Raw genomic sequence first — 20,413 nt, forward strand, 5'->3', positions numbered from 1 at the left:
GGTACCGCCCAGACATGACCCCACCCACCCCCGTCCGGCCCGCACGCCGCCCGGCCGGCACGGCCGCCGGCGCCGTCGAACGCGCCACCGCCGCGCTCGGCCGGCTGCGCCGCGGCCGGCTGCTGCATCCGGCCGGTCGCTCGTTCGCCGCTGAGGTGACGATGTGGGGTACGCCCGGACCGCCCACCGGGGTCGCCCTGCTGGACGACCCCGGCCGGTACGCGGCAGCCGTCCGGCTCTCCAGGGGGACGCCCACGCCGGAGGGCTGGCCGGACGTGTTGGGTCTGGCGGTGCGCGTGCACCTCGATTCCGGCCGCCCGTTCGACCTGCTGGTCAGCTCCAGCGGCGCCGCGCCGGTGCTGCGGAACCTGCCCCTGCCCCGCCGCGGCTTCACCGGGACGTACAGCACGATCATGGGTTATCGCGCGGCCCGGCGGCGTCTCTGGCTTGCCGCTCTGGCGGACCCGGAAGCGGTCGACCTCGGCAGCAGTCTGGCCGCCGTCGCGGCGGCGGCCCGGACGGACGCGCCGCGCCTGGTGCTCGCGGTCGCGTCCGCCGTGGGGCCGTGGCGCCCGGTCGGTCAGGTCACCATCGGCGCTCAGCTCGCCGCCCGGGAGGACGCCGCGCTCGCGTTCGACCCGGTGCGCAACCTGCCACCCGACCTGCGGGCGGCCGGCCCACTCGCCTGGCTGCGCGAGCAGACCTACCGGGGGTCACGCCGGGCCCGCGGCGCGACGGCTCAGTCCGGAGGTTCGACGGCGGCCACCGTCTGATCCGAGGTACGCCGCTCCAGCACCGTGTCCGGGGCGGCGTTCTGGTCCTCCTCGCGGATGTCCGACTCGGCGAGGATGGCCTCCGCCTGTGCCTGCGGGTCGTCGCTGCCCGCCGCCACCTCCTCGGGAAGGAGGTGGTGCGCGCGGGACTCCACCCGCTCCTGATCGCTCTGCTCGTCAGTCATGGCACAGCTGTTACCCCCGGCCCGGCGTCGGCACGCGATGTTCACCCCGCATCTTGGGACGATGCCCCGGACACCCCCGCGCGGTCGGGTACGCTGGCTCCCGTGACGCGGACGTATCCATGGTTTAGGCAGCCGGCTCAGGCCGGTGACTTCACCATGATCTGACGTCACCACGGACCGAGCCGGCTGGGCAGGAGCTGTCGTTCCTGCCCTTTTGCGTACGAGCAGCCGGCTCGTCCCGGGCACCGGCCCCGGGCACGGTCGGCGGAAGGATGCCCACCGTGACGACCCCGGAGACCGATCGGGTCAGCGATCAGCGGATCGACCGTGTCGTGCCGCTGACCACACCCGCCCTGCTGCACCACGAGTTGCCCCTGGACGCCCCGCTCGCCGCGGCCGTGCTGACCGGCCGGCGCGCCGTGGGCCGCGTGCTGGACCGCGAGGACGACCGCCTGCTGGTGGTCGTCGGCCCGTGCTCGGTGCACGACCCGGCCGCCGCCCTCGAGTACGCCGAGCGTCTGCGTGTCGCCGCCGACCGGCTCGCCGACGACCTGCTGATCGTCATGCGGGTCTACTTCGAGAAGCCTCGATCCACCGTGGGGTGGAAGGGCCTGATCAACGACCCCGGGTTGGACGGCAGTGGCGACGTCAACACCGGCCTGCGCCGGGCCCGGGCGCTGCTGCTCGACGTCCTGCGCCTCGGCCTGCCGGTGGGCTGCGAGTTCCTCGACCCGATCACGCCGCAGTACATCGCCGACACGGTGGGCTGGGGCGCGATCGGCGCCCGCACCGTGGAGAGCCAGGTGCACCGGCAGCTCGCCTCCGGCCTGTCCATGCCCATCGGCATGAAGAACCGCCCCGACGGCAGCATCGGCACCGCCGTGGACGCGATCCGCGCCGCCGGTGTGCCGCACGTCTTCCCGGGCATCGACTTCTCCGGCACCCCGGCGATCATGCACACCCGCGGCAACACGGACGGGCACCTGGTGCTGCGCGGCGGTGGCGGTCGGCCCAACTACGACGCGGAGTCGGTGGCGGGCGCGCTCGACCTGCTCCGGGCCGCCGGGCTGCCGGAGCGCCTGGTGATCGACGCCAGCCACGCCAACAGCGGCAAGGACCACCGCAACCAGCCGCTGGTCGCCGCGGACGTGGCGGCGCAGATGGCCGCCGGCCAGCGCGGCATCACCGGCGTGATGCTGGAGTCGTTCCTCCTGCCCGGCCGGCAGGACCTCGACCCGACCCGCGAGCTGGTGTACGGCCGTTCGGTCACCGACGCCTGCCTCGGCTGGGACGACACCGCCGAGGTGCTCGACCACCTGGCCACCGCCGTACGGGCCCGCCGGGCCACCCTCCCCACCCGGGCCTGAGGTGTGACGGCCGGCACTGCGGGGCGCGGAACACGGGAGGCCGAGGCCTGGTTAACTGAGGTGTCGGTGTGCTCAGTGTCCCCGGGCCTCACCTAAATAGCCCTCGCGGAATACCGTTCGGCTGGAGCCGCGTCGCGCCACTCGCCGAGAGGCGACCTACACACCGACACCAGCGCCGCCCCCGGCCCACAAGGCTCGGGGGCGGCGCTGTCTGTACGGGGCCGTCGACGCGACGTTTGACCGATTCCGACCCGGGTAGCTGATCGGCGTGACCGACGACGCATCAGTGGCCGACGAGCCGGACACCCGCGCCCTCGACGATCTGCTCGACGACATCTTCCGAGGTCAGGAGCGGGTCACCCAGGGGGAGATCTACCGCCGGGCCGTGGCCGCCGAACTTCCCCCGGACCTGCTCGCGCGCATCGACGCGCTGCCCGAGGGCGAGTACGCCGTGGACGAGGCCAGCGACCTGCTGGGCGGCACCGTCGCGTGAGCCGGACCAGCGCAACCAGCGAAGCCAGCGACAGCGAAGGGACACCACCATGACGCACCACGAGGACCATGACGAGAAGGTCCCGGCGCTGGGTCAGCCGCCGAAGGGCAGGGACACCACGCCCGAGCCGGACTTCGCCAACGAGCACGACCGCACGGCGGTGGACCGGGACATCATCACCGGCGAGGACGAGGACGAACGGGAGCCGGAGTCGCCGCACGGCTGGTCCGGTATGCAGCGCTGACGCGTACGACAGCGGGGGCCGGCGAATTCGCCGGCCCCCGCTGCGCTGCGCTGGTCGTGTCGGTTCAGTCGTCGTCGTGCCCACCCTCGGCGGCCTGCTGCGCCGCGGCGTACGCCATCTGGAGGAAGTCGGACGCGGCCACCGCCGTCAACGCGGTGGCCACCAGACGCGTGAGGCGGGGGGCGAGCACGAGACCGCCGGTCAGCCCCGTGGCCACCCACACCGCCAGACAGAACGGGCAGCTCAGCAACTCGCCGATGGCGTGCCGGGTGGAGCTGCCCGAGTCGCGGACCTGCTCCATCACCTCACCGCTGCCGATCGGCCGGTCGTAGCGGGTGAACGGCGCCCGCAGCGGGCTGGTGACCGCGTCCTTGGACAGCAGCCGGCTCAGCTTGTGCGTGGCGATGGAGAGCAACACGACGTCGGCGGGGGCGGGACGCTCGGGCACCGGGCGGCCGGTCGCCTTGACCAGGCCGGCGAGCACCCCGGTCACCCCGGCGTAGGTGCCCATCGCGGCCAGGTAACCGCCGAGCGGCCGGTGCTCGTGCGGCGCGTACGCCCGGCGCAGCCGCGCCGCCTTCTGTCGCAGGCCAGTGTCGCTCACCGTTCTCCTCACATGTCGTCGTGGTGCGAAAGCGCCGTCGGTGACGGCCTCAGCCGGCCTGGAGGTTGTCGGCGACCTCGCGGGCGAGGTTGTTCAGCGCCTCGTCGGCCAACTGGTCCGGGTCGGAGCCCGAGCCGTCGGTCAGGTCGAGCTGGATCCGGGCGCCGCCGGAGTCGGCCGGATCCACCCGGATCTCGGCGGCCCAGTCGGCGTCGCCCCAGCGGGCCCGCAGCTCCTCGCCGCTGATCTCGGCGGGTGGGCTCCCGTCGGTGCGCAGCGGCGCCGGCAACCAGGCCGAGGCCCGGGCCGGGTCGGTGGCCGTGTTGAACACCACCTCGGGTGGCGCGGACATGCCGCGCACGGCTCGCGCCGGCATCAGGCGTCCCGCAGGCGGCTCGGGTCGACCTCCCGGCCCGGGTGCCGGGCGAGGTACTCGGTCTCCAGTTCCGCCGTGCGCCGCAGGTGGTTGGCGAGCGCGGAGTCTGCCGCGTGCCGGAGGGTGTCCAGCCGGGTGCGGTGCAGGCTGTGCATCTCGCGGATCAGATCGTCGTCGGTCAGCTCCGTCGGGTCGACGCCTAGCGTGTCGCCGTCGAGATCGGCGCCCCCGGAGTCGGCGAGGTGGTCGCCGCCCCACTCGGGCACCCGCTGTTCCGGGCTCATGTCCGTGCTGCCGCTGGACGGAAAGCCGTCCTCGCGTACCGATCCGGTCATCATCGCCCCCCTGGTCTCGTTTGGGCTGGCGTCTAGACGGATGCCCACACCGGGTGACGCCAAACCCTCCCGCCCGCGTGGCAGCTACGACACCGTGTCGGAGACCGCCGCCGTTCCCGGTACCCTCGACGCCATGAGGTGGCTCTGGACCCCGGCGTGGATCGCACGTCACGTGGCCATGGTCGTGCTGGTCGTGGGCTTCCTCGGCCTGGGCTGGTGGCAGATCAGCCGGGCCGCGGCCGGCAACAGCCTCAGCTGGGGGTACGCGGTCGAGTGGCCGATCTTCGCCGGCTTCGTCGTGTACGTCTGGTGGCGCGAGGTGCGGCTGGCCCGCCGCAACGCGGAGGGTGCCGCCGAGCCGGCGGCGGACCCCGCCGACGCGCCGACCGTCGAGCCGCCGCCGGCCGCGACCATCGGCGCCCGACCGGCGGTACGCCGACCGGTGCGGGTGGCCCGGGTGCCTGTCGACGGGGTGCCCGGCGACGACACCGACCTGGCCGCCTACAACGACTACCTGTCATGGTTGAACGCCAATCCGGGCGCCCGGCCCGGTGACTATCCCGGCTGAGCCGGGGCTCGGAAGGACGGACGACTGTGGGCGCTGCCCTTACCCGGTACCGCGTGATCGCCTGGATCGTGGGCGTGGTGCTGATCCTGCTGGTCGTTGTCGGCATGCCACTGAAGTACGCGTTCGACAACCCGGTGGTGGTGGAGACGGTCGGCCCGGCCCACGGCTTCCTCTACATGATCTACCTGGTGGCCGCGTTCGACCTGAGCCGCCGGGCCGACTGGCCGTTGAAGCGGATGCTCCTGGTGATGCTTGCCGGCACCGTGCCGTTCGTCTCGTTCTACGCCGAGCGTCGCGTCACCGCCTGGCTGGACCGGCCCGTGACGCGTACGCCGGAGCCGGTCGCCAGCTGACCGACCCCCCGCCGCTGGGTCAGCGGCGGGGCCGCCAGGGGTCGGCCGAGGCGAGCGGGTCGGCCAGACCGCCGTACCGGTTGACCTCCCGGGCGCGCAGCAGTGCCCGCGTGACCTGACCGAACTGCCGCTCGTCGTCGGCACTGAACAGCAGCACCTCCGCGCCCCGGTGCCATCCCCACAGCTCGTAGGGCGGTGGGCGCCAGCGGTCGCCGACCAGGACGAGTGCCGCCGGCAGCAGGAGCACCGCCCCGAGGATGAGGTACGCCTCGGCGGTCAACCGTTGCAGGCCGCCGCTGAAGCCGAGGAGCAGGCCGATCGCGCCGATCATGGATGCGGTGACCACGACGGCCCGGACGGCGATCCGGTCGTGCGGGCCTCGGGTGGTGCGCAGGTGGGTCAGGTCGACGATTCGATAGCTGGTGCGGCCGACGGTGAACCGGTCGACGGTGACGATGATGCCGGGTCGCGCGTACAGCAGCGTGGACCTGGCTCCGGGCACCGTTCGTTGCGGTCGCGTCTTTGCGCCTTCACGATTCACGGTTCCTCCCGTGGGGGGCGGTCTGCCGGGTGTGGGTCCCGGGGCCGGGCATCGCTGCCCGGGGGCGGGATTCCCGGCTGCGGCTCCATTGTTCTGGGGCACCGCCACTCCACCTGGGCATTTACGGGTTCCGACCCGCTCACCCGTCCGGGCGACATCGCCGCGAAACAGCATCCATTTCAGGTTTTATCGGATATTGGCGGCGGCCATCCGGCGGCATACGCCCGGAACGACGAAAGTCGTATATCGGTCAGAGAATGCGAAAAAGGCGCTCCGGCAGCCGTCAGCAGCCCCGCTGGCGCCACCGGGAGCAGCGGCACTTCCCGCCACTTCGCCAACATTCGCCCCTGCTTCAACTGCGCGGTACATGCGTCCCGGGTTAGGTTGGGCGGGCCGGTCCGGCCCAGTGTCGTCCATCCGGATGGCCCCGGCCGGTGTCGCCGAGGGCGTCAGCAGCCCCGTCGGCGGCCGTGGGAGAGGAGCCTTCCGCTCTTGTCATCCCTGAGAACCCTGCTGCGCACCGCATTGCTGGCCGGCATGTCGGCCGCGCTGATCGCCCCGACGGCGGTGGCGCACGCCGAGCCGTCCCCCGCCGACCTGACCCACCGGATCGAGACGTCCTCGGCCGAGTTGGAACGGATCGTGGAGTCGTACAACAAGCTCGCCGAGGACATCAAGGTCAACAAGGCCGCGGTGGCCCGATTACACGCCCGTATCGGCCCGCTGGAGAAGCAGGCCGAGCAGAGCCGGGCCGACGTCGCGGCACTCGCCAACACCGCATACAAGAGCGGTGGTCTGCGTACCGCGGACGCGCTGCTGCGTCCCGGCGGCTCCGTCGCTCTGCTCGACCGGCTCGGCACCCTCGACCAGCTGACCCGCCAGCGCCAGGAGCGCATCTCCGGCTTCACGGCGAACCAGCGGCGACTGCTCGACGAGAAGACCCGCCTGGACGCCACGTTGGCCCGACAGGCCGCGCAGGCCCGCGAGCTGGCGGCGGGCAAGAAGCGCATCGAGGGAGACCTGGCCAAGCTGTACGAGCTGCGCCGGCAGGCGTACGGGGCCGCCAGCGAGAAACCCGCGCCCAAGGCGGCCGAGGCCGAGGCCGAAAACGTGCCCGCCGTGGCCGGGGACGCCGGCGCGGCGGTGCGGTACGCGTTCGGGGCGATCGGCAAGCCGTACGTCTGGGCCGGTGAGGGGCCGAACGGCTACGACTGTTCCGGGTTGACCCTCGCGGCCTGGCGCTCGGCCGGCAGGTCGCTGCCCCACAGCGCCCGGATGCAGTGGGGCGCGGTGGCCCACATCGGTCGGGCTGACCTGCGCCCGGGAGACCTGATCTTCTACAGCGGGCTCGGGCACGTCGCTCTCTACGTGGGCGACGGCCAGGTCATCGACGCGCCGAGCGCCGGTCGCAACGTGCTCAAGCGCGGCATGAACATGATGTCCATCCACGGCTACGGCCGGGTCCGCTGACCCGACCCGATACGGCGAACGGCCGGCGTCCCCCTATCGGACGCCGGCCGTTCGCCGTCATTACTACCAGGTCAGGCTGCCTGCAGCCCCTCCGCCCGGGCCAGCTCCCGGAGCCGGCCGAGGGCCTGGATCTCCAGTTGCCGGATCCGCTCGCGGGACAGCGAGAAGCGGGACGCGACCTCGGTCAGCGAGTGCTCGCGGCCGTCCTCCAGCCCGTAGCGGGCCCGCATGATGCCGGCGGACCGGTCGTCGAGGTGGTTGAGCAGCCCCTCGATGCGCTGCCGCTCCAGGCCGCTGAGGACGATGTCCTCCGGCGACGGCGCGTCACTGTCGGCGACCAGGTCGCCGAGGTTCGTGTCGCCGTCGTCGCCCACCGGGGTGTCCAGCGAGACGGTGTCCTGCGACCAGCGGCGCAGCTCGTTGACCCGCTCGACGGTGACGCCGAGCGACGCGGCGATCTGCTCCGGCTCCGGGTCGCTGCCCAGCTCGCGGGTGAGCTGCCGGGTCACGTTGCGCATCCGGTTGACGTCCTCCACCAGGTGCACCGGCAGTCGGACGGTGCGCTCCTGCTGGGCGATCGCCCGGCTGATGGCCTGGCGGATCCACCAGGTGGCGTAGGTGGAGAACTTGTAACCACGCTCGTAGTCGAACTTCTCGACCGCCCGGACGAGGCCGGTGTTGCCCTCCTGGATCAGGTCCAGCATGGGCATGCCCGAGCGCACGTAACGTCGCGCGATCGAAACGACCAGTCGCAGGTTGGCGCGGATGAAGAGGTCCTTCGCGCGCTCACCCTCGACGACCAGTCGCTCCAGGTCGGCCCGGTCGACACCGTCGGGAACGGCGTCCTCGCCGAGCAGGTGCTCGGCGTAGAGGCCGGCCTCGATCGCCTTGGAGAGGTCGACCTCCTTGGCGGCGTCCAGCAGTGGCGTCCGGGAGATCTCGTGCAGGTAGACGCCGACCAGGTCGCGCTCCTCGGCAACCTCGTCGGTGCGCATGCCGATGTTCTTGTCCACGTTGCCCACGGTCCCCTCGCTCGCGCCGGTTGCCCGGTTCCTTGCCATTCCCCACGTCCGGTCAGCCCCTGGTAACTTCTGCTGTGCCCACCGTCGCTGACACCTACACAACAGATGAGACGTGTCGGGGATTCCATGTCGTGAGTCGAAAGTGTCACGAATGCCTGAGTAGTTGCTGAGAGCACGGTCCATGTTTGCTGTCAGCACCCGTCGGGTGGCTCGCCGCTGGGCACCTCGAACGGTTGGTGGTCGACGAATCGCCGATCGCCCCGCACCATGGCAACACCGCCGCGGCGCCGGCACAGCGACCCGGGTCACCTCCGCGCTGCGATCCTGGTCACTGGCAGATACGCAGCGATGGACCGGTCGGTTCATCCACGGGGTGTGATTACCCCCCGCCCCGGTTAACAATCCGGAGCCCCGTTCGCTTCCCCGGGCGGTGCGGCCTAGGAGGCGAGCAGGGCGAGAGCCCCGCGAACCTGGTCGGCGGAGCGGGCCAGGGCGGCGCGGGCGGCGGCCACCTCGGCGCCGGAGACCAGCGAGACCAGCGCCGTCTTCAGGTCGCCGTCGGCCTCGCCGAGGGCCCGCCGGGAAACCTCCTCCGAGCAGCCGGTCGCCTCGACCAGGATCGAGATCATTCGTCCCCGGAGCTTCGCGTTGGTGGCCACCATATCGATCATGAGGTTCGAGTAGACCCGGCCCAGGCGCACCATGACGGCGGTCGAGAACGTGTTCAGCACCAGTTTCTGCGCGGTGCCCGCCTTCATCCGGGTCGACCCGGTGACCACCTCGGGTCCGGTGTCCACCCCGATGAACACGTCCACCGACCGGGCGGCCTCCGCCTCCGGATTGGCACACAGCAGCACCGTCGAGGCGCCCGCGGCGCGGGACGCGGCGAGCGCCCCGAGGACGTACGGGGTGCGTCCGCTGGCCGCCAGACCGACCACCAGGTCACCGGCGTGCACACAGCCCGCGGCCTCGTCCGCTCCGCCCCGGTCGTCGTCCTCGGCGTCCTCCACGGCCCGCCACATCGCGTCCGCCCCGCCGGCCAGGTGGGCGCAGAACCAGTGCCGGGGCGAGTTGAAGGTGGGGGCCAGCTCGGCCGCGTCGAGCACGCCGAGCCGCCCGGAGGTGCCGGCCCCGAAGTAGTGCACCCGGTGTCCGCCGCGCAGCGCCGCCACCGCCAGGTCGACGGTGGTGGCGATCTCGTCGAGCACTGCGGCGACCGCCGCGGGCACCCGCCGATCGGCCTCGTTGATCACGGTGAGCACGTCCCGCGTCGACATCAGGTCGAGGTCGACGCTGAGGGGGTTGCGTCGTTCGGTGGGTGCGCCCACCCGGACCGTCGGGCGGGCGGGTGGTGCTGACATGTCCTCGTCCGGCTCCACCGAACCGGGCGTCACGCCCGCCTCCGGCTGGCACCTACCCGGTGCGACTGGACCGCCTCGGCGGTCGCCTCGAGGGCCTTGCGGGCCCGGGAGCGGTTGCGGGCGGCCACCCCGACGAAGAGGCAGTCGACGACGGTGAGCTGGGCGAGCCGGCTGGCCGTCGCTCCGGAGCGGTAGGTGGTCTCGCGGGCCGCGGTCGTCAGCACGAAGTCGGCGACCTCGGTGATCGGCGAGCGCGGGAAGTTGGTGAGCGCCACGGTGGCCGCGCCGCGCGTCCGGGCCTGCTCCAGCACCTCGATGACGTCGGAGGTGGTGCCGGTGTGCGAGATGCCGATCGCGACGTCGCCACGACCGAGCAGGGCCGCCGAGGTCAGGGCGGTGTGCACGTCCGGGAAGTAGAAGGCGATCCGGCCGATGCGGTGCAGCTTCTGCTGGAAGTCGGAGGCGACGAACCCGCTGGCGCCGGCGCCGTAGATGTCGATCCGGCCCGCGCCCGCGATCGCCTCGACCACCTGCTCGCAGACGGCCGGGTCGAGCTGCTCGGCGGTCTCCTCGACGGCTCGGGCGTCGTTGAACGCGATGGTGGCGATGATCTGGGCGAGGTCCGCGCCGGGCGGGATGTCACCGCCGACGACCCGGGCGTCCGGCGGCTCGACGCGGCGGGCGGCCTCGGCGGCCAGCCGGATGCGCAACTGTGGATAGCCGTCCATGCCGACCGATCGACAGAACCGGATGACTGTCGCCTCCGACGTCTCCGCTGCGGTGGCGAGGTCGGTGATGGTCCGTCGGGCGGCGGCGGCCGGATCGGACACGACCAGCCGGGCGACCCGCTGCTCGGCGGGCGACAGCGATGGCAACAGCCCGCTGATGTGGACGATCAGCCCACCAGGCTCGTGACTCGCAGAAATCTTCGGACTTTTCGCCACGGGTGAAACTTACTTTCACGAAGCGTGAGCGTCAACCATGACCATATGTGGTGGGAAAAGTGTCGACGCCCCGGATCACGCGTTTCGCTCAGCCTGCCACTCCCTGAGGATCGCCGCCTCATCCGCCGGGTCCAGTCCACCCTGCCGGACGGCGTCGGGCCGCGCTGTCATCCAGGACGCGGTCGCCCGAACGGTGTCGGACAACGGACGGACCGTCAGACCCGCGTCCAGCGCCGGCCGGGCGTCCCGGTCCATCAGGCCGGCCCACTCCGGCAGTCGCACCCAGAGCGGCAACGCCCGCTCCCCCGACCACTCGCGTACGTCGCGGGCCACCAGGAAGTCCTGATCGACCCAGGTGAGGTGCGGGTCGGCGACACCCAGACCGGCCGCCACGCCGGCCAGCAGCTCGGCGCGGGACAGCGCCGGGCCGGTGCCGTCGTACGTGCCGGCGAGGCGGGTGCCGGCGGCGTGCAGCAACCAGCCGGCCAGGTCGGCGACGTCCACGAACTGCACCCGGTCGGTGGGCTGTCCGGGCGCGAGAACCTCCCCGCCGTTCGCCAGCCGTCGCACCCAGTACGGGAAGCGGTCGCTCGGGTCCTCCGCGCCGACGATCAGCCCCGCCCGGCAGATGAACGACCGCTGCTCACCCATCCGCTCGCGGACCAGCCGCTCGATGCTGACCTTGCACTCGCCGTACCAGCGGTGCTCCGGGCCGACCGGAGCGTCCACGTCCGGCGGGGCAGGCGGCAGCAGCGGCGCGTCCGTCGCGGTCTGACCCGGAGTGGTGTTGTCCGCGTACACCGAGATCGTGGACACGAACGACAGGTGACCGACGTGGTCGCCAAGCGTGGCGAGCGCGTACCGGGCATGGCTGACCTGGCGGGTCACGTCCACCACCGCGTCGAAGCCGTCGCCGGCGAGCGGCGCCAGCGCCTCGGGCTCGTCGCGGTCGACAGGCACGAACCGCGCCCCGGTCGGCACCACACCGGACACGCCCCGAGCCGCGCAGGTCACGTCGTGGCCCTGCGCGACGGCGAGCCTTGCCACCGCCCGGCCGAGGAACCGGGTGCCACCGAGAATCAGGATCCGCATCCGCCGATCGTGCGCCGCCTCCGGCCTAATGCGCCAACAACTCTGCTGTCGGCAGAGCGCCGGTCGGCCGATGGGTCGTCGCGGCGGACGCTAGCGTGTGGCGCATGGCGGAGCGCAGCGTGGTGGTGACCGGAGGCACGGGTGGGCTCGGCGGGGCGGTCGTCGCCTCGTTCGTGGACGCGGGCTGGCGGGTTGTCGTACCGCAGCGGGCGAGCCGGCCCGGGTCGGAGCCGGCGGCGGACTCGCTGGTCCGGGTCGTCGCGGACCTCACCGATCCGGCCGGCGCGGCACGCGTCGTCGAGGCCGCCGTCGGCGACCCGGCGGCGCCGCTGCGGGCGGTGGTCAACCTCGTCGGTGGGTACGCGAGCGGCGGCCTGGTGCACGAGACACCTGTCGAGGAGTTCGAGCGGATGCTCACCGTCAACCTGCGACCCACCTACCTGGTCACCCAGGCCGCGCTGCCGCACCTGGTGGCGGCAGGCGGCGGCGCGGTGGTGTGCGTCTCGGCCCGCGCGGCGGTCACCCCGTTCGCCGGCGCGGCCGGCTACGTCACGGCCAAGGCGGCGGTGCTGGCCTTCGCCAACGCGGTCGCGGTGGAGTACCGCTCCCGCAGCGTGCGCTGCAACACGGTGCTGCCCAGCGTCATCGATACCCCGGCGAACCGGACCGCGCAGCCCGACGCCGACCACTCCCGCTGGGTCACTCCTGCCGAGATCGCGCCGGTGATCCGCTTCCTCGCCTCGACGGACTCCGCGCCGACCACCGGGGCCAGCGTTCCGGTCTACGGACGCGCCTGAACGAGCAGCGACGCGCCGTCACCGCGTCCGGCCCGCTCCTGCGCGGGCGCGGCGGGTGGGGCGGGTGGAGGCGCCGGCTGCGGCACGGCGGTGGGCGCCGAGCCCTCCGACGACCCCCGGCTCGGGTCGGGGTGGACGTCGTCCGGCAGCCAGGTCGCCAGGTGCGCCTGGATCTGCTCGGTCACCTCCTCGGCCGAACGGCCCGCGTCGACGAGGACGAAGCTCGGGTACTCGGGCAGGGTCCGGTAGGCGGTGTCCGCCGCGGTCAACCAGCCCATCGACTCGTGATCGGTGCCGCGCTCCTCGATGCGCTGGTACGCCACCGCCGGGTCGACGGCGAGCAGGAACGTCACCTGGGGCGTGGGGAACAGCCGGTAGCCGGCCCGGGCCAGCCGCTCCCAACGGTGCCCGCCGTGCGCGCGGATGCTCACGTACTGGCAGGCCGAGTAGCGGTCCATCACCGCCGTCCGACCGGTGAGCAGGCAGCTGAGCAGGGCCACGGCGATGGCCAGCCAGCGCAGCACGGACTCCACCGCCAGGACGCCGTCCCGCCCGACGAGCCGTTGCGCGTCCGGGAGGCCGAGCCGGTGCGCGAGCCGGCCGAGCCAGCGCCGCCCGCTGGCGTTGCGGCGGTACGCCGCGGGACGCCCAGCGGCGGTCAGCGCGTCGGCAAGCCGGTGCGCCTGCGTGGTCTTGCCCGAGCCGTCGATGCCGATCAGGGCGACGGTGCGCAACCGGGCCCTGCCGCGTCGCATCCCCGATGATCTGGCCACCCTCGACAGGTTATCCGACCCATGCTCGCGGCCCGCGACGTTTGCGGCCCTTTATCCCCGTTGGCACCCGACCGCGACGTCAGCAGGTGTGGGCGACCGGAATGCCGGGTACGGGAGTTGGAATCCAACCGCCTGTCCACCAACACGACCGACGGGAGATCCAGATGGCTGAGCGCGGGGACGAGAGTCTGGTGCACACCCTGAAGAAGGTCGCCGCCGTGCTCAAGCAGTCCGAGATCCCGTTCGCCCTGGGCGGCAGCTTCGCCGTCTACGCCCACGGCGGCCACTCGAGCGACCACGACGTCGACTTCCTGATCCGCGAGGCGGACGTCGAGCGGTCCCTGGAAGCGCTCGTGGCCGCGGGCTTCCGCGCCGAGCGTCCGCCGGAGGACTGGCTGGTCAAGGTCTTCGACGACGGGCGGATGGTGGATCTGATCCACCGGCCGATCGAGACGCCGGTGACCGAGGAGACGTTCGCCGACACCGTCGTGCGGCCGGTGGACGCCATCCACATGCCGGTCCTGTCCGCCACCCAGCTCATGGTGCACAAGCTGTTGAGCTTCTCCCAGCACTACTGCGACTTCGCCCGCGGCCTGCCACTGGCCCGGTCGCTGCGGGAGCAGATCGACTGGGAACGGGTACGCAAGGAGACGCAGCACTCGCCGTACGCCGAGGCGTTCCTGGTGTTGCTGGACCGGCTGGAGGTGGTGCCGGAACCCGGCGCCCCGGCAGGAGAGGAGACACCGTGACGAACGATCAGGCCGGTGGCGCGGCGCCACCCGACGAGTACGTCGAAGCGGAAATTCAACGGCTGCTCACCGAGGATCCGGCAGTCGCCGAGCAGGGGATCACCGTCATCCGGCGGGAGGACGCCCTCGTGCTGTACGGCGAGGTGGAGAGCCCGCACCGGCGGGAGGAGATCCTGCGCCGGGTGTCGGAGCGCTTCCCGGACGTGTCGATCACCAGCGACATCGGTGTGATCCGCGCCCAGGCGCCCACGGAGATCGAGCAACTGCCCTGAGGGAGGTTTCATGGTGATCCGGATCGCCGCCGTGGGCGACGTGCATCTGGACGAGGACGTGGTCGGCCGGTTCCGCCCGGCGCTGGAGGAGCTGCCGGAGTGCGCCGACGTGCTGCTGCTGGCCGGCGACCTGACCCGGCACGGCACCGAGGCCGAGGCGCGCTGCGTGGCCCAGGAGTTCGGCGGGTTGGCCGTGCCGGTGGTGACCGTGCTGGGCAACCACGACCACCAGTGTGACCAGGTGCCGCAGGTCGTGAAGGTGCTTGAGGACGCGGGCATCACGGTGCTGGAGGGCGACGGCGTGGTGCTGGACTGCGCGGGCGGCCGGCTCGGCATCGCAGGCGTCAAGGGCTTCGGCGGGGGGTTCGCCGGCCGGTGCGCGAGTGACTTCGGCGAGCCGGAGATGAAGGCGTTCGTCCGGACCACCAACGAGAGCGCGGACCGCCTCGGTGCGGCCCTGCGCTCGTTGGACTGCGACATGCTCGTCGCGCTCACCCACTACTCGCCCGTTCCGGACACGTTGGTCGGCGAGCCGCTGGAGATCTACCCGTTCCTGGGGTCGTACCAGCTCGGGCAGGCGATCGACTCGGCGCCCACGGCGCTCGCCGTGCACGGGCACGCGCACGCCGGCACCGAGCGCGGCACCACCCCGGGAGGGGTACGCGTCCGCAACGTCGCGCACCCGGTGATCAAGCAGGCGTACAGCGTCTTCCATGTCGGGGATCAACTCGACACCGACCAGGTTTCCCCGATCGGAGGGTCGGGTAGTCAGAGGTCATGGAGCTGATTCTCTGGATTCTCGCAGTCGTACTCGTGGTCGCCGGCATCCTCGCGCTGTTCCGCCGGCAGATCCTGTGGGGCATCGTCCTCATCGTCGTCGGGCTGTTGGTCGGCCCGGGTGGTGTCAGCATCTTCAATTGACGTTCGCACCTCTCGACAAGCACTTCCTTCTCCACACCGGGACCCGTCGGGGTCGCCGTGGCCGGAGCTTCGTCCTCCCGACAGAAGCACCGGCCGCGGTGGCCCCGGCGCTTTTTTGTGGGTTTGACCCGACGACCTAGCGGCAATATCTCGACCATGGAGATATCTCGCGAGGCACGGCCCACCTCCGGCCGGCGGTCACGCCTGGCGCTCGCCGGCTTCGCGGCGGCCGTCTTCGTCGCGGCCGCGATCGGCGGGCTGGGCGTGCAGGGCACCACCGACGAGTACGCGAGCCTGCGCCAGCCGGGCTGGGCGCCGCCGTCCTGGCTCTTCGGCCCGGTCTGGACGGTGCTCTACGCGCTGATCGCCGTCGCCGGCTGGCTGGTGTGGCGTCGGGTCGGCTTCTCCCCCGCCCTGTGGGCGTGGACCGCCCAACTCGTCCTCAACGCCATCTGGACGCCGCTGTTCTTCGGCGCGGGGCAGTACGGGCTGGCGTTCGCCGAGATCGTGCTGATGTGGCTGGCGATCGGCGTCACCGTGGCGCTCTTCTCCCGGGTGTCCCGGGTCGCGACGGCGCTGCTGCTGCCGTACTGGGCGTGGGTCACGTTCGCCGCCGCGCTCAACCTGTCGATCTGGCAGTTGAACACCTGACCGGCGCGGGTCCTCCGGCGGGAGGCAGCCCCGCCGGAGGACCCCCTGCTCCGTCAGCAGCGGGGCACGTTCGGGATGTAGCCGTCGTAACCGGTGTAGACGTACGCGTCGGAGATGTAGCGGCCGCTGCCGATGCGGTCCCAGATCGAGCTGGTGCCGTACGTGCCGGTGACCGTGGTGCCGCTGGTCTGGCAGGCGATGGTCACCCGGGTGCCGTCGGCGACGGTGCCCACCGAGGCGTATCCGGTGCCGGGGCCGGAGCGGACGGTAAGCGGAGTGCCACTGGTGTCGACGGTGGCGTTGCCGGTGCCCGAGCTGCACGCGTTGTCGCTGGTGTAGGTCTTGCTACCCCAGTACAGGCCGAGGGTGCCGTTGAACCTGACCTGGATGTCGCTGCCGTTGAGGCGCTGCTCGTAGTGCAGGTGGGGGCCCGTGGAGCCGCCGGTGCTGCCCACCCAGCCGAGCACCTTGCCGTAGCCGACGGTCTGCCCCACCGAGACGTTGAAGCCGTTGAGGTGGGCGTAGTAGGTCGAGTAGCCGCCACCGTGGTTGATCCGGACGTACTTGCCGTAACTGGTGCCGCCGAGGTCGGTGACCCGGTCGACAGTGCCGGGGGCGCTGGCCACCACCGGGTCGCCGAGGTCGTCGGTGCGGTTGAAGTCGACGGCGTACGCCGGGCTGTGGTCCGACCGGGTCTGCCCCGACCAGGACTGGCCGCACGGGAACGGCACCTTGAAGGTCGGCGCGGCAAGCGCCGGGCTCGCCGGCGCGAGGGCTCCTCCGACGAGCAGGCCCGTCACCAACAGGCTGATCCACCGCTTACGCATGCAGCTCCTCCTATGTTCAAAACCTTCGATGAGGTGCGCCCAGCCTGACAGATATCGCCAATCTTCGAAAGGGTCGGGATCCCCGGCCGGGAGCGCGTCCGGCCAGCCGACACGAGGTTTCGGGATTGTTACTCGCTCGTGTCTGACAGGGGGTGGACCAGACCGGATGCAAGCGCTTACATGTGTGCACGCCCAATCGGACCGGCGACGGGTCACAGCACGACCGCGCCGGCTAGGAAGGAGGACGGCATGGCGGTCTTTACCAGACCACGCCAGGCCTTCGTGATCGCCGGTGTGCTCGGGCTGGCGCTCAGCGCCACCGCTTGCGGTACCGGTGACGACAAGAAGAGCGACAAGGCGGGCTCCGCGGAGTGCGCCCCATACGAGAAGTACCAGGGCAACGACGGCAAGAAGGTCTCCATCTACGCGTCCATCCGTGACGCCGAGGCCGACCTGCTCGAGCGGTCGTGGTCGCAGTTCACCGAGTGCACCGGCATCGAGATCGCGTACGAGGGCAGCGGCGAGTTCGAGGCCCAGCTCCCCGTCCGGGTCGACGGCGGCAACGCGCCCGACATCGCGTTCGTGCCCCAGCCGGGCCTCGTGAAGCGGTTCGCGGACGCCGGGAAGCTGAAGCAGCTCGGCGCCGACACCAAGGCGCTGGCCGAGCAGAACATGCCGGCCGACTGGCTGAAGTACGGCACCGTCAACGGAACGCTCTACGGCGTGCCGCTCGGTGCGAACGTGAAGTCCTTCGTCTGGTACTCGCCGAAGACGTTCAAGGAGAAGGGCTGGGAGGTCCCGACCACCTGGGAGCAGCTCATCGCCCTGAGCGACAAGATCGCTGCCAGCGGCATGAAGCCGTGGTGCGCGGGTGTCGAGTCCGGTGACGCCACCGGCTGGCCGGCCACCGACTGGATCGAGGACGTGCTGCTGCGGACGGCGGGCGCCGAGGTCTACGACCAGTGGACCACCCACGCCATTCCGTTCAACGACCCGCGGGTCGTCGACGCGGTGGACCGCGCCGGCACGATCCTCAAGAACGACAAGTACATGAACGGCGGCTTCGGCGGCGTCAAGAGCATCACCACCACCGCCTTCCAGGAGGCGGGCCTGCCGGTGACCACCGGCAAGTGCGCGATGCACCGCCAGGCGTCGTTCTACGCCAACCAGTTCCCCGAGGGCACCAAGGTGGCTGCGGACGGCGACGCGTTCGCCTTCTACTTCCCGGCCATCGACGCCGCCAAGGGCAAGCCGGTGCTGGGCGCGGGCGAGTTCGTCGTCGCCTACGCCGACCGTCCCGAGGTGCAGGCGGTGCAGACGTACCTGGCCTCCGCCGAGTACGTCAACAGCCGCGCGAAGCTCGGCAACTGGGTCACGGCGAACAACAAGCTGGACATCGCCAACGTCGCCAGCCCGATCGACAAGCTCTCCGTCCAGATCCTCCAGGACAAGACCGGCGTCTTCCGCTTCGACGGATCCGACCTGATGCCGGCCGCCGTCGGCGCGGGGACGTTCTGGAAGGGCATGGTCGAGTGGCTGAACGGCAAGGCCACCGCCCCGGTGCTCCAGGGCATCGAGAGCAGCTGGCCTAAGTGATCTCGACGGTGGCCCGGTCCGCTCGCGCGGGCCGGGCCACCGGCCGAACCGGACCCGGAAGGGAGGGTTGATGGAGTTCGACTTCGCCGATGAGCAGCCGAAGCTCCTCATGCTGATGTACGGGCTGATCGCCTTCGTGGTGGTGGTGGGCGGTCTGCTCCTGCTGCTCGACGTCGTGCCGGCCTGGTTTGCCCGGCGACGGGAGGCGCAGCTCGTCGCCGCCTCGGCGAGTGGAGCTCCCCTCCCCCGCCGGTCCAAGCCGCGGGAGGGGATCTTCGCGATCTTCTTCCTGCTGCCCACTCTGCTGCTGCTCACCATCGGCCTGGTCGTGCCGGCCATCCGCACCCTGCTGCTCTCCCTGATGAACGGGAGCAGCACCGACTGGGTGGGGCTGCGCAACTACGGCTGGATGTTCTCCGACGACTCGATGCTCCGGGTCCTGATCAACACCCTGGTCTGGGTGGTTCTGGTGCCGGTGGTGGCGACCGCATTCGGCCTGATCTACGCCGTCCTGGTGGACAAGGCCCGGTTCGAGGCCGTGGCCAAGTCGCTGATCTTCCTGCCGATGGCGATCTCCTTCGTGGGCGCCAGCATCATCTGGAAGTTCGTCTACGCCTACCGGGGCGAGGGTGACCAGATCGGTCTGCTCAACCAGATCGTGGTCAGCCTCGGCGGCGAGCCGAAGCAGTGGCTGCTGGAATCACCCCTGAACACGCTGCTGCTGGTCGTCATCATGGTCTGGATCCAGGCCGGTTTCGCCATGGTGGTGCTCTCCGCCGCGATCAAGGCGATCCCCGGCGACATCGTGGAGGCCGCGCGGCTCGACGGGGTCAGCCCCTGGCAGATGTTCTGGCAGATCACCATGCCGAGCATCCGGCCGGCGCTGATCGTGGTGGCGGTGACGCTCACGATCGCCACGCTCAAGGTCTTCGACATCGTCCGGACCGCGACCAACGGCAACTACGACACCAGCGTGATCGCCAGCGAGATGTACAACCAGGCGTTCCGGTACGGCCAGAACGGGCAGGGCTCCGCGCTCGCGGTCTTCCTCTTCATCCTGGTCATTCCGGTCGTGATCTACCAGATCCGCAACCTCCGTCAGCAGCGGGAGGGCTGAGATGACCACCGCAACGCCCACCGTCGCCGCAGGCGCCCAGAAGGTCGACGGCACCACGTCCACCACCGCCGGGCGGGTTCGTCGACGGCTCAACAGCCGTACGGCCACGCTCGTCTCGATCGTCATCGCGGTGGTGTGGACCATCCCGACGTTCGGCCTGCTCATCTCGTCCCTCCGGCCGGAGGACGAGATCAAGACCACCGGCTGGTGGACCGCCTTCACCAACCCGCAGTTCACGCTGGAGAACTACCAGCAGGTCCTGTTCGGGCGGTCGTCGTCGTCGGGGCAGCTCGCCAGCTACTTCATCAACTCGCTGGCGATCACCATCCCGTCGGTGCTCTTCCCGCTCGCCTTCGCGGCCCTGGCCGCGTACGCGCTGGCGTGGATCAAATTCCGCGGGCGGGACTGGCTCTACATCGCGATCTTCGCGTTGCAGATCGTCCCGCTGCAGATGGCCCTGGTGCCGCTGCTGAGGTTCTTCTCCACAGGCGTCACCCTCGGCGGCGTCACCCTGATGCCGGCGTGGGACCTGGTCGACGAGCAGAAGTTCGCCCAGGTGTGGTTCGCGCACACCTGTTTCGCGCTTCCGTTCGCCGTCTTCCTGCTGCACAACTTCATCTCGCAACTTCCGGGCGACCTGATGGAGGCGGCCCGGGTCGACGGGGCCACCCACCCGAAGATCTTCCGCACCATCGTGCTGCCGCTGATCACCCCGGCGCTTGCCGCGTTCGGCATCTTCCAGTTCCTCTGGGTCTGGAACGACCTGCTGGTCGCGCTCATCTTCGCCGGCGGCGGCAACGAGACGGCCCCGCTCACGGTCCGGCTGGCCGAGATGGCCGGCACCCGGGGCAGCGAGTGGCAGCGGCTGACCGCGGGCGCGTTCGTCTCGATCGTTGTACCGCTCGTCGTATTCCTGTCCCTGCAGCGCTTCTTCGTGCGAGGTCTGCTCGCCGGCAGCGTCAAGGGCTGACCCGCTTGCCCG

The 20,413-nt window shown here is 71.2% G+C and carries 27 protein-coding genes; 16 read left to right on the forward strand and 11 right to left on the reverse strand.

Features of this window, described 5'->3' with window-relative positions:
- Positions 1 to 14 precede the first annotated feature (14 nt).
- Positions 15 to 773, forward strand: a complete 759-nt coding sequence (locus tag MILUP08_RS28490) for a hypothetical protein (protein ID WP_007464319.1) — start codon at positions 15 to 17, stop codon at positions 771 to 773.
- Here MILUP08_RS28490 and MILUP08_RS28495 read toward each other — a convergent pair.
- Positions 740 to 958 carry a hypothetical protein gene (locus MILUP08_RS28495; protein WP_007464321.1) on the reverse strand — a complete coding sequence of 73 codons (219 nt, stop codon included), beginning with the start codon at positions 956 to 958 and terminating at the stop codon, positions 740 to 742. The two genes, MILUP08_RS28490 and MILUP08_RS28495, sit on opposite strands and share 34 nt — an antisense overlap.
- Positions 959 to 1,230: 272 nt before the next feature.
- Between MILUP08_RS28495 and MILUP08_RS28500 the strand changes: the two genes are divergently transcribed.
- The 3 genes from MILUP08_RS28500 to MILUP08_RS28510 all read left to right on the forward strand — a co-directional run bounded on the left by MILUP08_RS28500 (position 1,231) and on the right by MILUP08_RS28510 (position 3,062).
- Positions 1,231 to 2,325, forward strand: coding sequence for a 3-deoxy-7-phosphoheptulonate synthase (locus tag MILUP08_RS28500; protein ID WP_007464323.1), 1,095 nt, complete (start codon positions 1,231 to 1,233; stop codon positions 2,323 to 2,325).
- A gap of 259 nt (positions 2,326 to 2,584) precedes the next feature.
- Complete coding sequence (locus MILUP08_RS28505; RefSeq protein ID WP_377557785.1) at positions 2,585 to 2,818, forward strand: hypothetical protein; 234 nt, start codon at positions 2,585 to 2,587, stop codon at positions 2,816 to 2,818.
- Positions 2,819 to 2,867: 49 nt separating this feature from the next.
- The gene (locus MILUP08_RS28510) at positions 2,868 to 3,062 is read left to right on the forward strand and encodes a hypothetical protein (protein WP_007464327.1); all 195 of its coding nucleotides are present in this window, start codon (positions 2,868 to 2,870) and stop codon (positions 3,060 to 3,062) included.
- A gap of 64 nt (positions 3,063 to 3,126) precedes the next feature.
- Here MILUP08_RS28510 and MILUP08_RS28515 read toward each other — a convergent pair whose 3' ends face one another.
- From MILUP08_RS28515 to MILUP08_RS28525, 3 genes are read right to left on the reverse strand one after another with little or no spacing between them, the layout of a single operon-like run.
- Positions 3,127 to 3,666: a DUF1360 domain-containing protein gene (locus MILUP08_RS28515; RefSeq protein WP_007464330.1), complete on the reverse strand. Its 540-nt coding sequence runs from the start codon at positions 3,664 to 3,666 to the stop codon at positions 3,127 to 3,129.
- Between the two features lie 49 nt (positions 3,667 to 3,715).
- Positions 3,716 to 4,042, reverse strand: a complete 327-nt coding sequence (locus MILUP08_RS28520; RefSeq protein ID WP_007464332.1) for a hypothetical protein — start codon at positions 4,040 to 4,042, stop codon at positions 3,716 to 3,718.
- Positions 4,042 to 4,380, reverse strand: a complete 339-nt coding sequence (locus MILUP08_RS28525) for a DUF6158 family protein (RefSeq protein ID WP_039906750.1) — start codon at positions 4,378 to 4,380, stop codon at positions 4,042 to 4,044. The genes MILUP08_RS28520 and MILUP08_RS28525 overlap by 1 nt, the downstream gene beginning before the upstream one ends.
- A gap of 130 nt (positions 4,381 to 4,510) precedes the next feature.
- On the opposite strand from MILUP08_RS28525, the gene MILUP08_RS28530 reads away from it, so the two are divergent.
- Both MILUP08_RS28530 and MILUP08_RS28535 read left to right on the forward strand, forming a co-directional pair.
- Positions 4,511 to 4,945, forward strand: a complete 435-nt coding sequence (locus MILUP08_RS28530; RefSeq protein ID WP_051066079.1) for a hypothetical protein — start codon at positions 4,511 to 4,513, stop codon at positions 4,943 to 4,945.
- 26 nt (positions 4,946 to 4,971) lie between these two features.
- Positions 4,972 to 5,298, forward strand: a complete 327-nt coding sequence (locus MILUP08_RS28535; RefSeq protein WP_007464337.1) for a DUF3817 domain-containing protein — start codon at positions 4,972 to 4,974, stop codon at positions 5,296 to 5,298.
- Positions 5,299 to 5,317: 19 nt separating this feature from the next.
- Here the strand turns inward: MILUP08_RS28535 and MILUP08_RS28540 are convergent, their stop codons facing one another.
- On the reverse strand, positions 5,318 to 5,800 hold the full coding sequence (locus MILUP08_RS28540) for a DUF6232 family protein (protein ID WP_237747201.1): 483 nt from the start codon (positions 5,798 to 5,800) through the stop codon (positions 5,318 to 5,320).
- Positions 5,801 to 6,331: 531 nt separating this feature from the next.
- Here MILUP08_RS28540 and MILUP08_RS28545 point away from each other — a divergent pair.
- Positions 6,332 to 7,309 carry a C40 family peptidase gene (locus tag MILUP08_RS28545; RefSeq protein ID WP_007464342.1) on the forward strand — a complete coding sequence of 326 codons (978 nt, stop codon included), beginning with the start codon at positions 6,332 to 6,334 and terminating at the stop codon, positions 7,307 to 7,309.
- 71 nt (positions 7,310 to 7,380) lie between these two features.
- Here MILUP08_RS28545 and MILUP08_RS28550 read toward each other — a convergent pair whose 3' ends face one another.
- The 4 genes from MILUP08_RS28550 to MILUP08_RS28565 form a co-directional block, all read right to left on the reverse strand.
- Complete coding sequence (locus MILUP08_RS28550; RefSeq protein ID WP_083915936.1) at positions 7,381 to 8,370, reverse strand: sigma-70 family RNA polymerase sigma factor; 990 nt, start codon at positions 8,368 to 8,370, stop codon at positions 7,381 to 7,383.
- Between the two features lie 398 nt (positions 8,371 to 8,768).
- Complete coding sequence (gene murQ, locus MILUP08_RS28555) at positions 8,769 to 9,692, reverse strand: N-acetylmuramic acid 6-phosphate etherase (protein ID WP_039908949.1); 924 nt, start codon at positions 9,690 to 9,692, stop codon at positions 8,769 to 8,771.
- Between the two features lie 29 nt (positions 9,693 to 9,721).
- On the reverse strand, positions 9,722 to 10,636 hold the full coding sequence (locus tag MILUP08_RS28560) for a MurR/RpiR family transcriptional regulator (protein ID WP_007464348.1): 915 nt from the start codon (positions 10,634 to 10,636) through the stop codon (positions 9,722 to 9,724).
- A 75-nt stretch (positions 10,637 to 10,711) separates the two neighbouring features.
- A complete protein-coding gene (locus tag MILUP08_RS28565; protein WP_007464349.1) occupies positions 10,712 to 11,728 on the reverse strand; it encodes an NAD-dependent epimerase/dehydratase family protein in 1,017 nt (338 codons plus the stop codon).
- 104 nt (positions 11,729 to 11,832) lie between these two features.
- On the opposite strand from MILUP08_RS28565, the gene MILUP08_RS28570 reads away from it, so the two are divergent.
- Positions 11,833 to 12,525, forward strand: coding sequence for an SDR family NAD(P)-dependent oxidoreductase (locus tag MILUP08_RS28570; RefSeq protein WP_007464351.1), 693 nt, complete (start codon positions 11,833 to 11,835; stop codon positions 12,523 to 12,525).
- On the opposite strand, the gene MILUP08_RS28575 is transcribed toward MILUP08_RS28570, so the two are convergent.
- Positions 12,510 to 13,298 (reverse strand): dTMP kinase, encoded by a 789-nt coding sequence (locus MILUP08_RS28575; protein WP_039906752.1) that lies wholly within the window; start codon positions 13,296 to 13,298, stop codon positions 12,510 to 12,512. The two genes, MILUP08_RS28570 and MILUP08_RS28575, sit on opposite strands and share 16 nt — an antisense overlap.
- 101 nt (positions 13,299 to 13,399) lie before the next feature.
- On the opposite strand from MILUP08_RS28575, the gene MILUP08_RS28580 reads away from it, so the two are divergent.
- The 5 genes from MILUP08_RS28580 (at position 13,400) to MILUP08_RS28595 (ending at position 15,891) form a co-directional block, all read left to right on the forward strand.
- Complete coding sequence (locus MILUP08_RS28580) at positions 13,400 to 14,047, forward strand: nucleotidyltransferase family protein (RefSeq protein WP_083915937.1); 648 nt, start codon at positions 13,400 to 13,402, stop codon at positions 14,045 to 14,047.
- Complete coding sequence (locus MILUP08_RS28585; protein WP_007464358.1) at positions 14,044 to 14,319, forward strand: hypothetical protein; 276 nt, start codon at positions 14,044 to 14,046, stop codon at positions 14,317 to 14,319. The genes MILUP08_RS28580 and MILUP08_RS28585 overlap by 4 nt, the downstream gene beginning before the upstream one ends.
- 10 nt (positions 14,320 to 14,329) lie before the next feature.
- The gene (locus MILUP08_RS28590; protein WP_007464361.1) at positions 14,330 to 15,106 is read left to right on the forward strand and encodes a metallophosphoesterase family protein; all 777 of its coding nucleotides are present in this window, start codon (positions 14,330 to 14,332) and stop codon (positions 15,104 to 15,106) included.
- On the forward strand, positions 15,097 to 15,240 hold the full coding sequence (locus MILUP08_RS36150) for a GPGG-motif small membrane protein (RefSeq protein ID WP_007464364.1): 144 nt from the start codon (positions 15,097 to 15,099) through the stop codon (positions 15,238 to 15,240). Before MILUP08_RS28590 ends, MILUP08_RS36150 begins: the two co-directional genes overlap by 10 nt.
- Before the next feature lie 156 nt (positions 15,241 to 15,396).
- Positions 15,397 to 15,891: a TspO/MBR family protein gene (locus MILUP08_RS28595; RefSeq protein WP_007464366.1), complete on the forward strand. Its 495-nt coding sequence runs from the start codon at positions 15,397 to 15,399 to the stop codon at positions 15,889 to 15,891.
- 53 nt (positions 15,892 to 15,944) lie between these two features.
- Here MILUP08_RS28595 and MILUP08_RS28600 read toward each other — a convergent pair whose 3' ends face one another.
- Positions 15,945 to 16,718: a M23 family metallopeptidase gene (locus MILUP08_RS28600; protein ID WP_007464368.1), complete on the reverse strand. Its 774-nt coding sequence runs from the start codon at positions 16,716 to 16,718 to the stop codon at positions 15,945 to 15,947.
- A 249-nt stretch (positions 16,719 to 16,967) separates the two neighbouring features.
- On the opposite strand from MILUP08_RS28600, the gene MILUP08_RS28605 reads away from it, so the two are divergent.
- The 3 genes from MILUP08_RS28605 to MILUP08_RS28615 all read left to right on the forward strand — a co-directional run bounded on the left by MILUP08_RS28605 (position 16,968) and on the right by MILUP08_RS28615 (position 20,401).
- Complete coding sequence (locus tag MILUP08_RS28605) at positions 16,968 to 18,314, forward strand: ABC transporter substrate-binding protein (RefSeq protein WP_007464370.1); 1,347 nt, start codon at positions 16,968 to 16,970, stop codon at positions 18,312 to 18,314.
- 70 nt (positions 18,315 to 18,384) lie between these two features.
- Positions 18,385 to 19,431: a carbohydrate ABC transporter permease gene (locus MILUP08_RS28610; RefSeq protein ID WP_007464372.1), complete on the forward strand. Its 1,047-nt coding sequence runs from the start codon at positions 18,385 to 18,387 to the stop codon at positions 19,429 to 19,431.
- A 1-nt stretch (position 19,432) separates the two neighbouring features.
- Positions 19,433 to 20,401, forward strand: a complete 969-nt coding sequence (locus MILUP08_RS28615; protein ID WP_007464374.1) for a carbohydrate ABC transporter permease — start codon at positions 19,433 to 19,435, stop codon at positions 20,399 to 20,401.
- The last annotated feature ends 12 nt before the right edge of the window (positions 20,402 to 20,413 follow it).

This window comes from Micromonospora lupini str. Lupac 08, assembly GCF_000297395.2.
In the GTDB taxonomy this organism is placed as follows: Bacteria; Actinomycetota; Actinomycetes; order Mycobacteriales; family Micromonosporaceae; genus Micromonospora; species Micromonospora lupini.

What these genes read in the sequence shown, in the direction of transcription:
- MILUP08_RS28550 (WP_083915936.1), bottom strand. Translation starts at nt 8,370, where the DNA reads ATGGCAAGGAACCGGGCAACCGGCGCGAGCGAGGGGACCGTGGGCAAC.
- MILUP08_RS28600 (WP_007464368.1), bottom strand. Translation starts at nt 16,718, where the DNA reads ATGCGTAAGCGGTGGATCAGCCTGTTGGTGACGGGCCTGCTCGTCGGA.
- MILUP08_RS28565 (WP_007464349.1), bottom strand. Translation starts at nt 11,728, where the DNA reads ATGCGGATCCTGATTCTCGGTGGCACCCGGTTCCTCGGCCGGGCGGTG.
- MILUP08_RS28495 (WP_007464321.1), bottom strand. Translation starts at nt 958, where the DNA reads ATGACTGACGAGCAGAGCGATCAGGAGCGGGTGGAGTCCCGCGCGCAC.
- MILUP08_RS36150 (WP_007464364.1), top strand. Translation starts at nt 15,097, where the DNA reads ATGGAGCTGATTCTCTGGATTCTCGCAGTCGTACTCGTGGTCGCCGGC.
- MILUP08_RS28605 (WP_007464370.1), top strand. Translation starts at nt 16,968, where the DNA reads ATGGCGGTCTTTACCAGACCACGCCAGGCCTTCGTGATCGCCGGTGTG.
- MILUP08_RS28490 (WP_007464319.1), top strand. Translation starts at nt 15, where the DNA reads ATGACCCCACCCACCCCCGTCCGGCCCGCACGCCGCCCGGCCGGCACG.
- MILUP08_RS28580 (WP_083915937.1), top strand. Translation starts at nt 13,400, where the DNA reads ATGCCGGGTACGGGAGTTGGAATCCAACCGCCTGTCCACCAACACGAC.
- MILUP08_RS28610 (WP_007464372.1), top strand. Translation starts at nt 18,385, where the DNA reads ATGGAGTTCGACTTCGCCGATGAGCAGCCGAAGCTCCTCATGCTGATG.
- MILUP08_RS28590 (WP_007464361.1), top strand. Translation starts at nt 14,330, where the DNA reads ATGGTGATCCGGATCGCCGCCGTGGGCGACGTGCATCTGGACGAGGAC.
- MILUP08_RS28530 (WP_051066079.1), top strand. Translation starts at nt 4,511, where the DNA reads ATGAGGTGGCTCTGGACCCCGGCGTGGATCGCACGTCACGTGGCCATG.
- MILUP08_RS28525 (WP_039906750.1), bottom strand. Translation starts at nt 4,380, where the DNA reads ATGATGACCGGATCGGTACGCGAGGACGGCTTTCCGTCCAGCGGCAGC.
- MILUP08_RS28500 (WP_007464323.1), top strand. Translation starts at nt 1,231, where the DNA reads ATGCCCACCGTGACGACCCCGGAGACCGATCGGGTCAGCGATCAGCGG.
- MILUP08_RS28595 (WP_007464366.1), top strand. Translation starts at nt 15,397, where the DNA reads ATGGAGATATCTCGCGAGGCACGGCCCACCTCCGGCCGGCGGTCACGC.
- MILUP08_RS28520 (WP_007464332.1), bottom strand. Translation starts at nt 4,042, where the DNA reads ATGCCGGCGCGAGCCGTGCGCGGCATGTCCGCGCCACCCGAGGTGGTG.
- MILUP08_RS28570 (WP_007464351.1), top strand. Translation starts at nt 11,833, where the DNA reads ATGGCGGAGCGCAGCGTGGTGGTGACCGGAGGCACGGGTGGGCTCGGC.
- MILUP08_RS28615 (WP_007464374.1), top strand. Translation starts at nt 19,433, where the DNA reads ATGACCACCGCAACGCCCACCGTCGCCGCAGGCGCCCAGAAGGTCGAC.
- murQ (WP_039908949.1), bottom strand. Translation starts at nt 9,692, where the DNA reads ATGTCAGCACCACCCGCCCGCCCGACGGTCCGGGTGGGCGCACCCACC.
- MILUP08_RS28510 (WP_007464327.1), top strand. Translation starts at nt 2,868, where the DNA reads ATGACGCACCACGAGGACCATGACGAGAAGGTCCCGGCGCTGGGTCAG.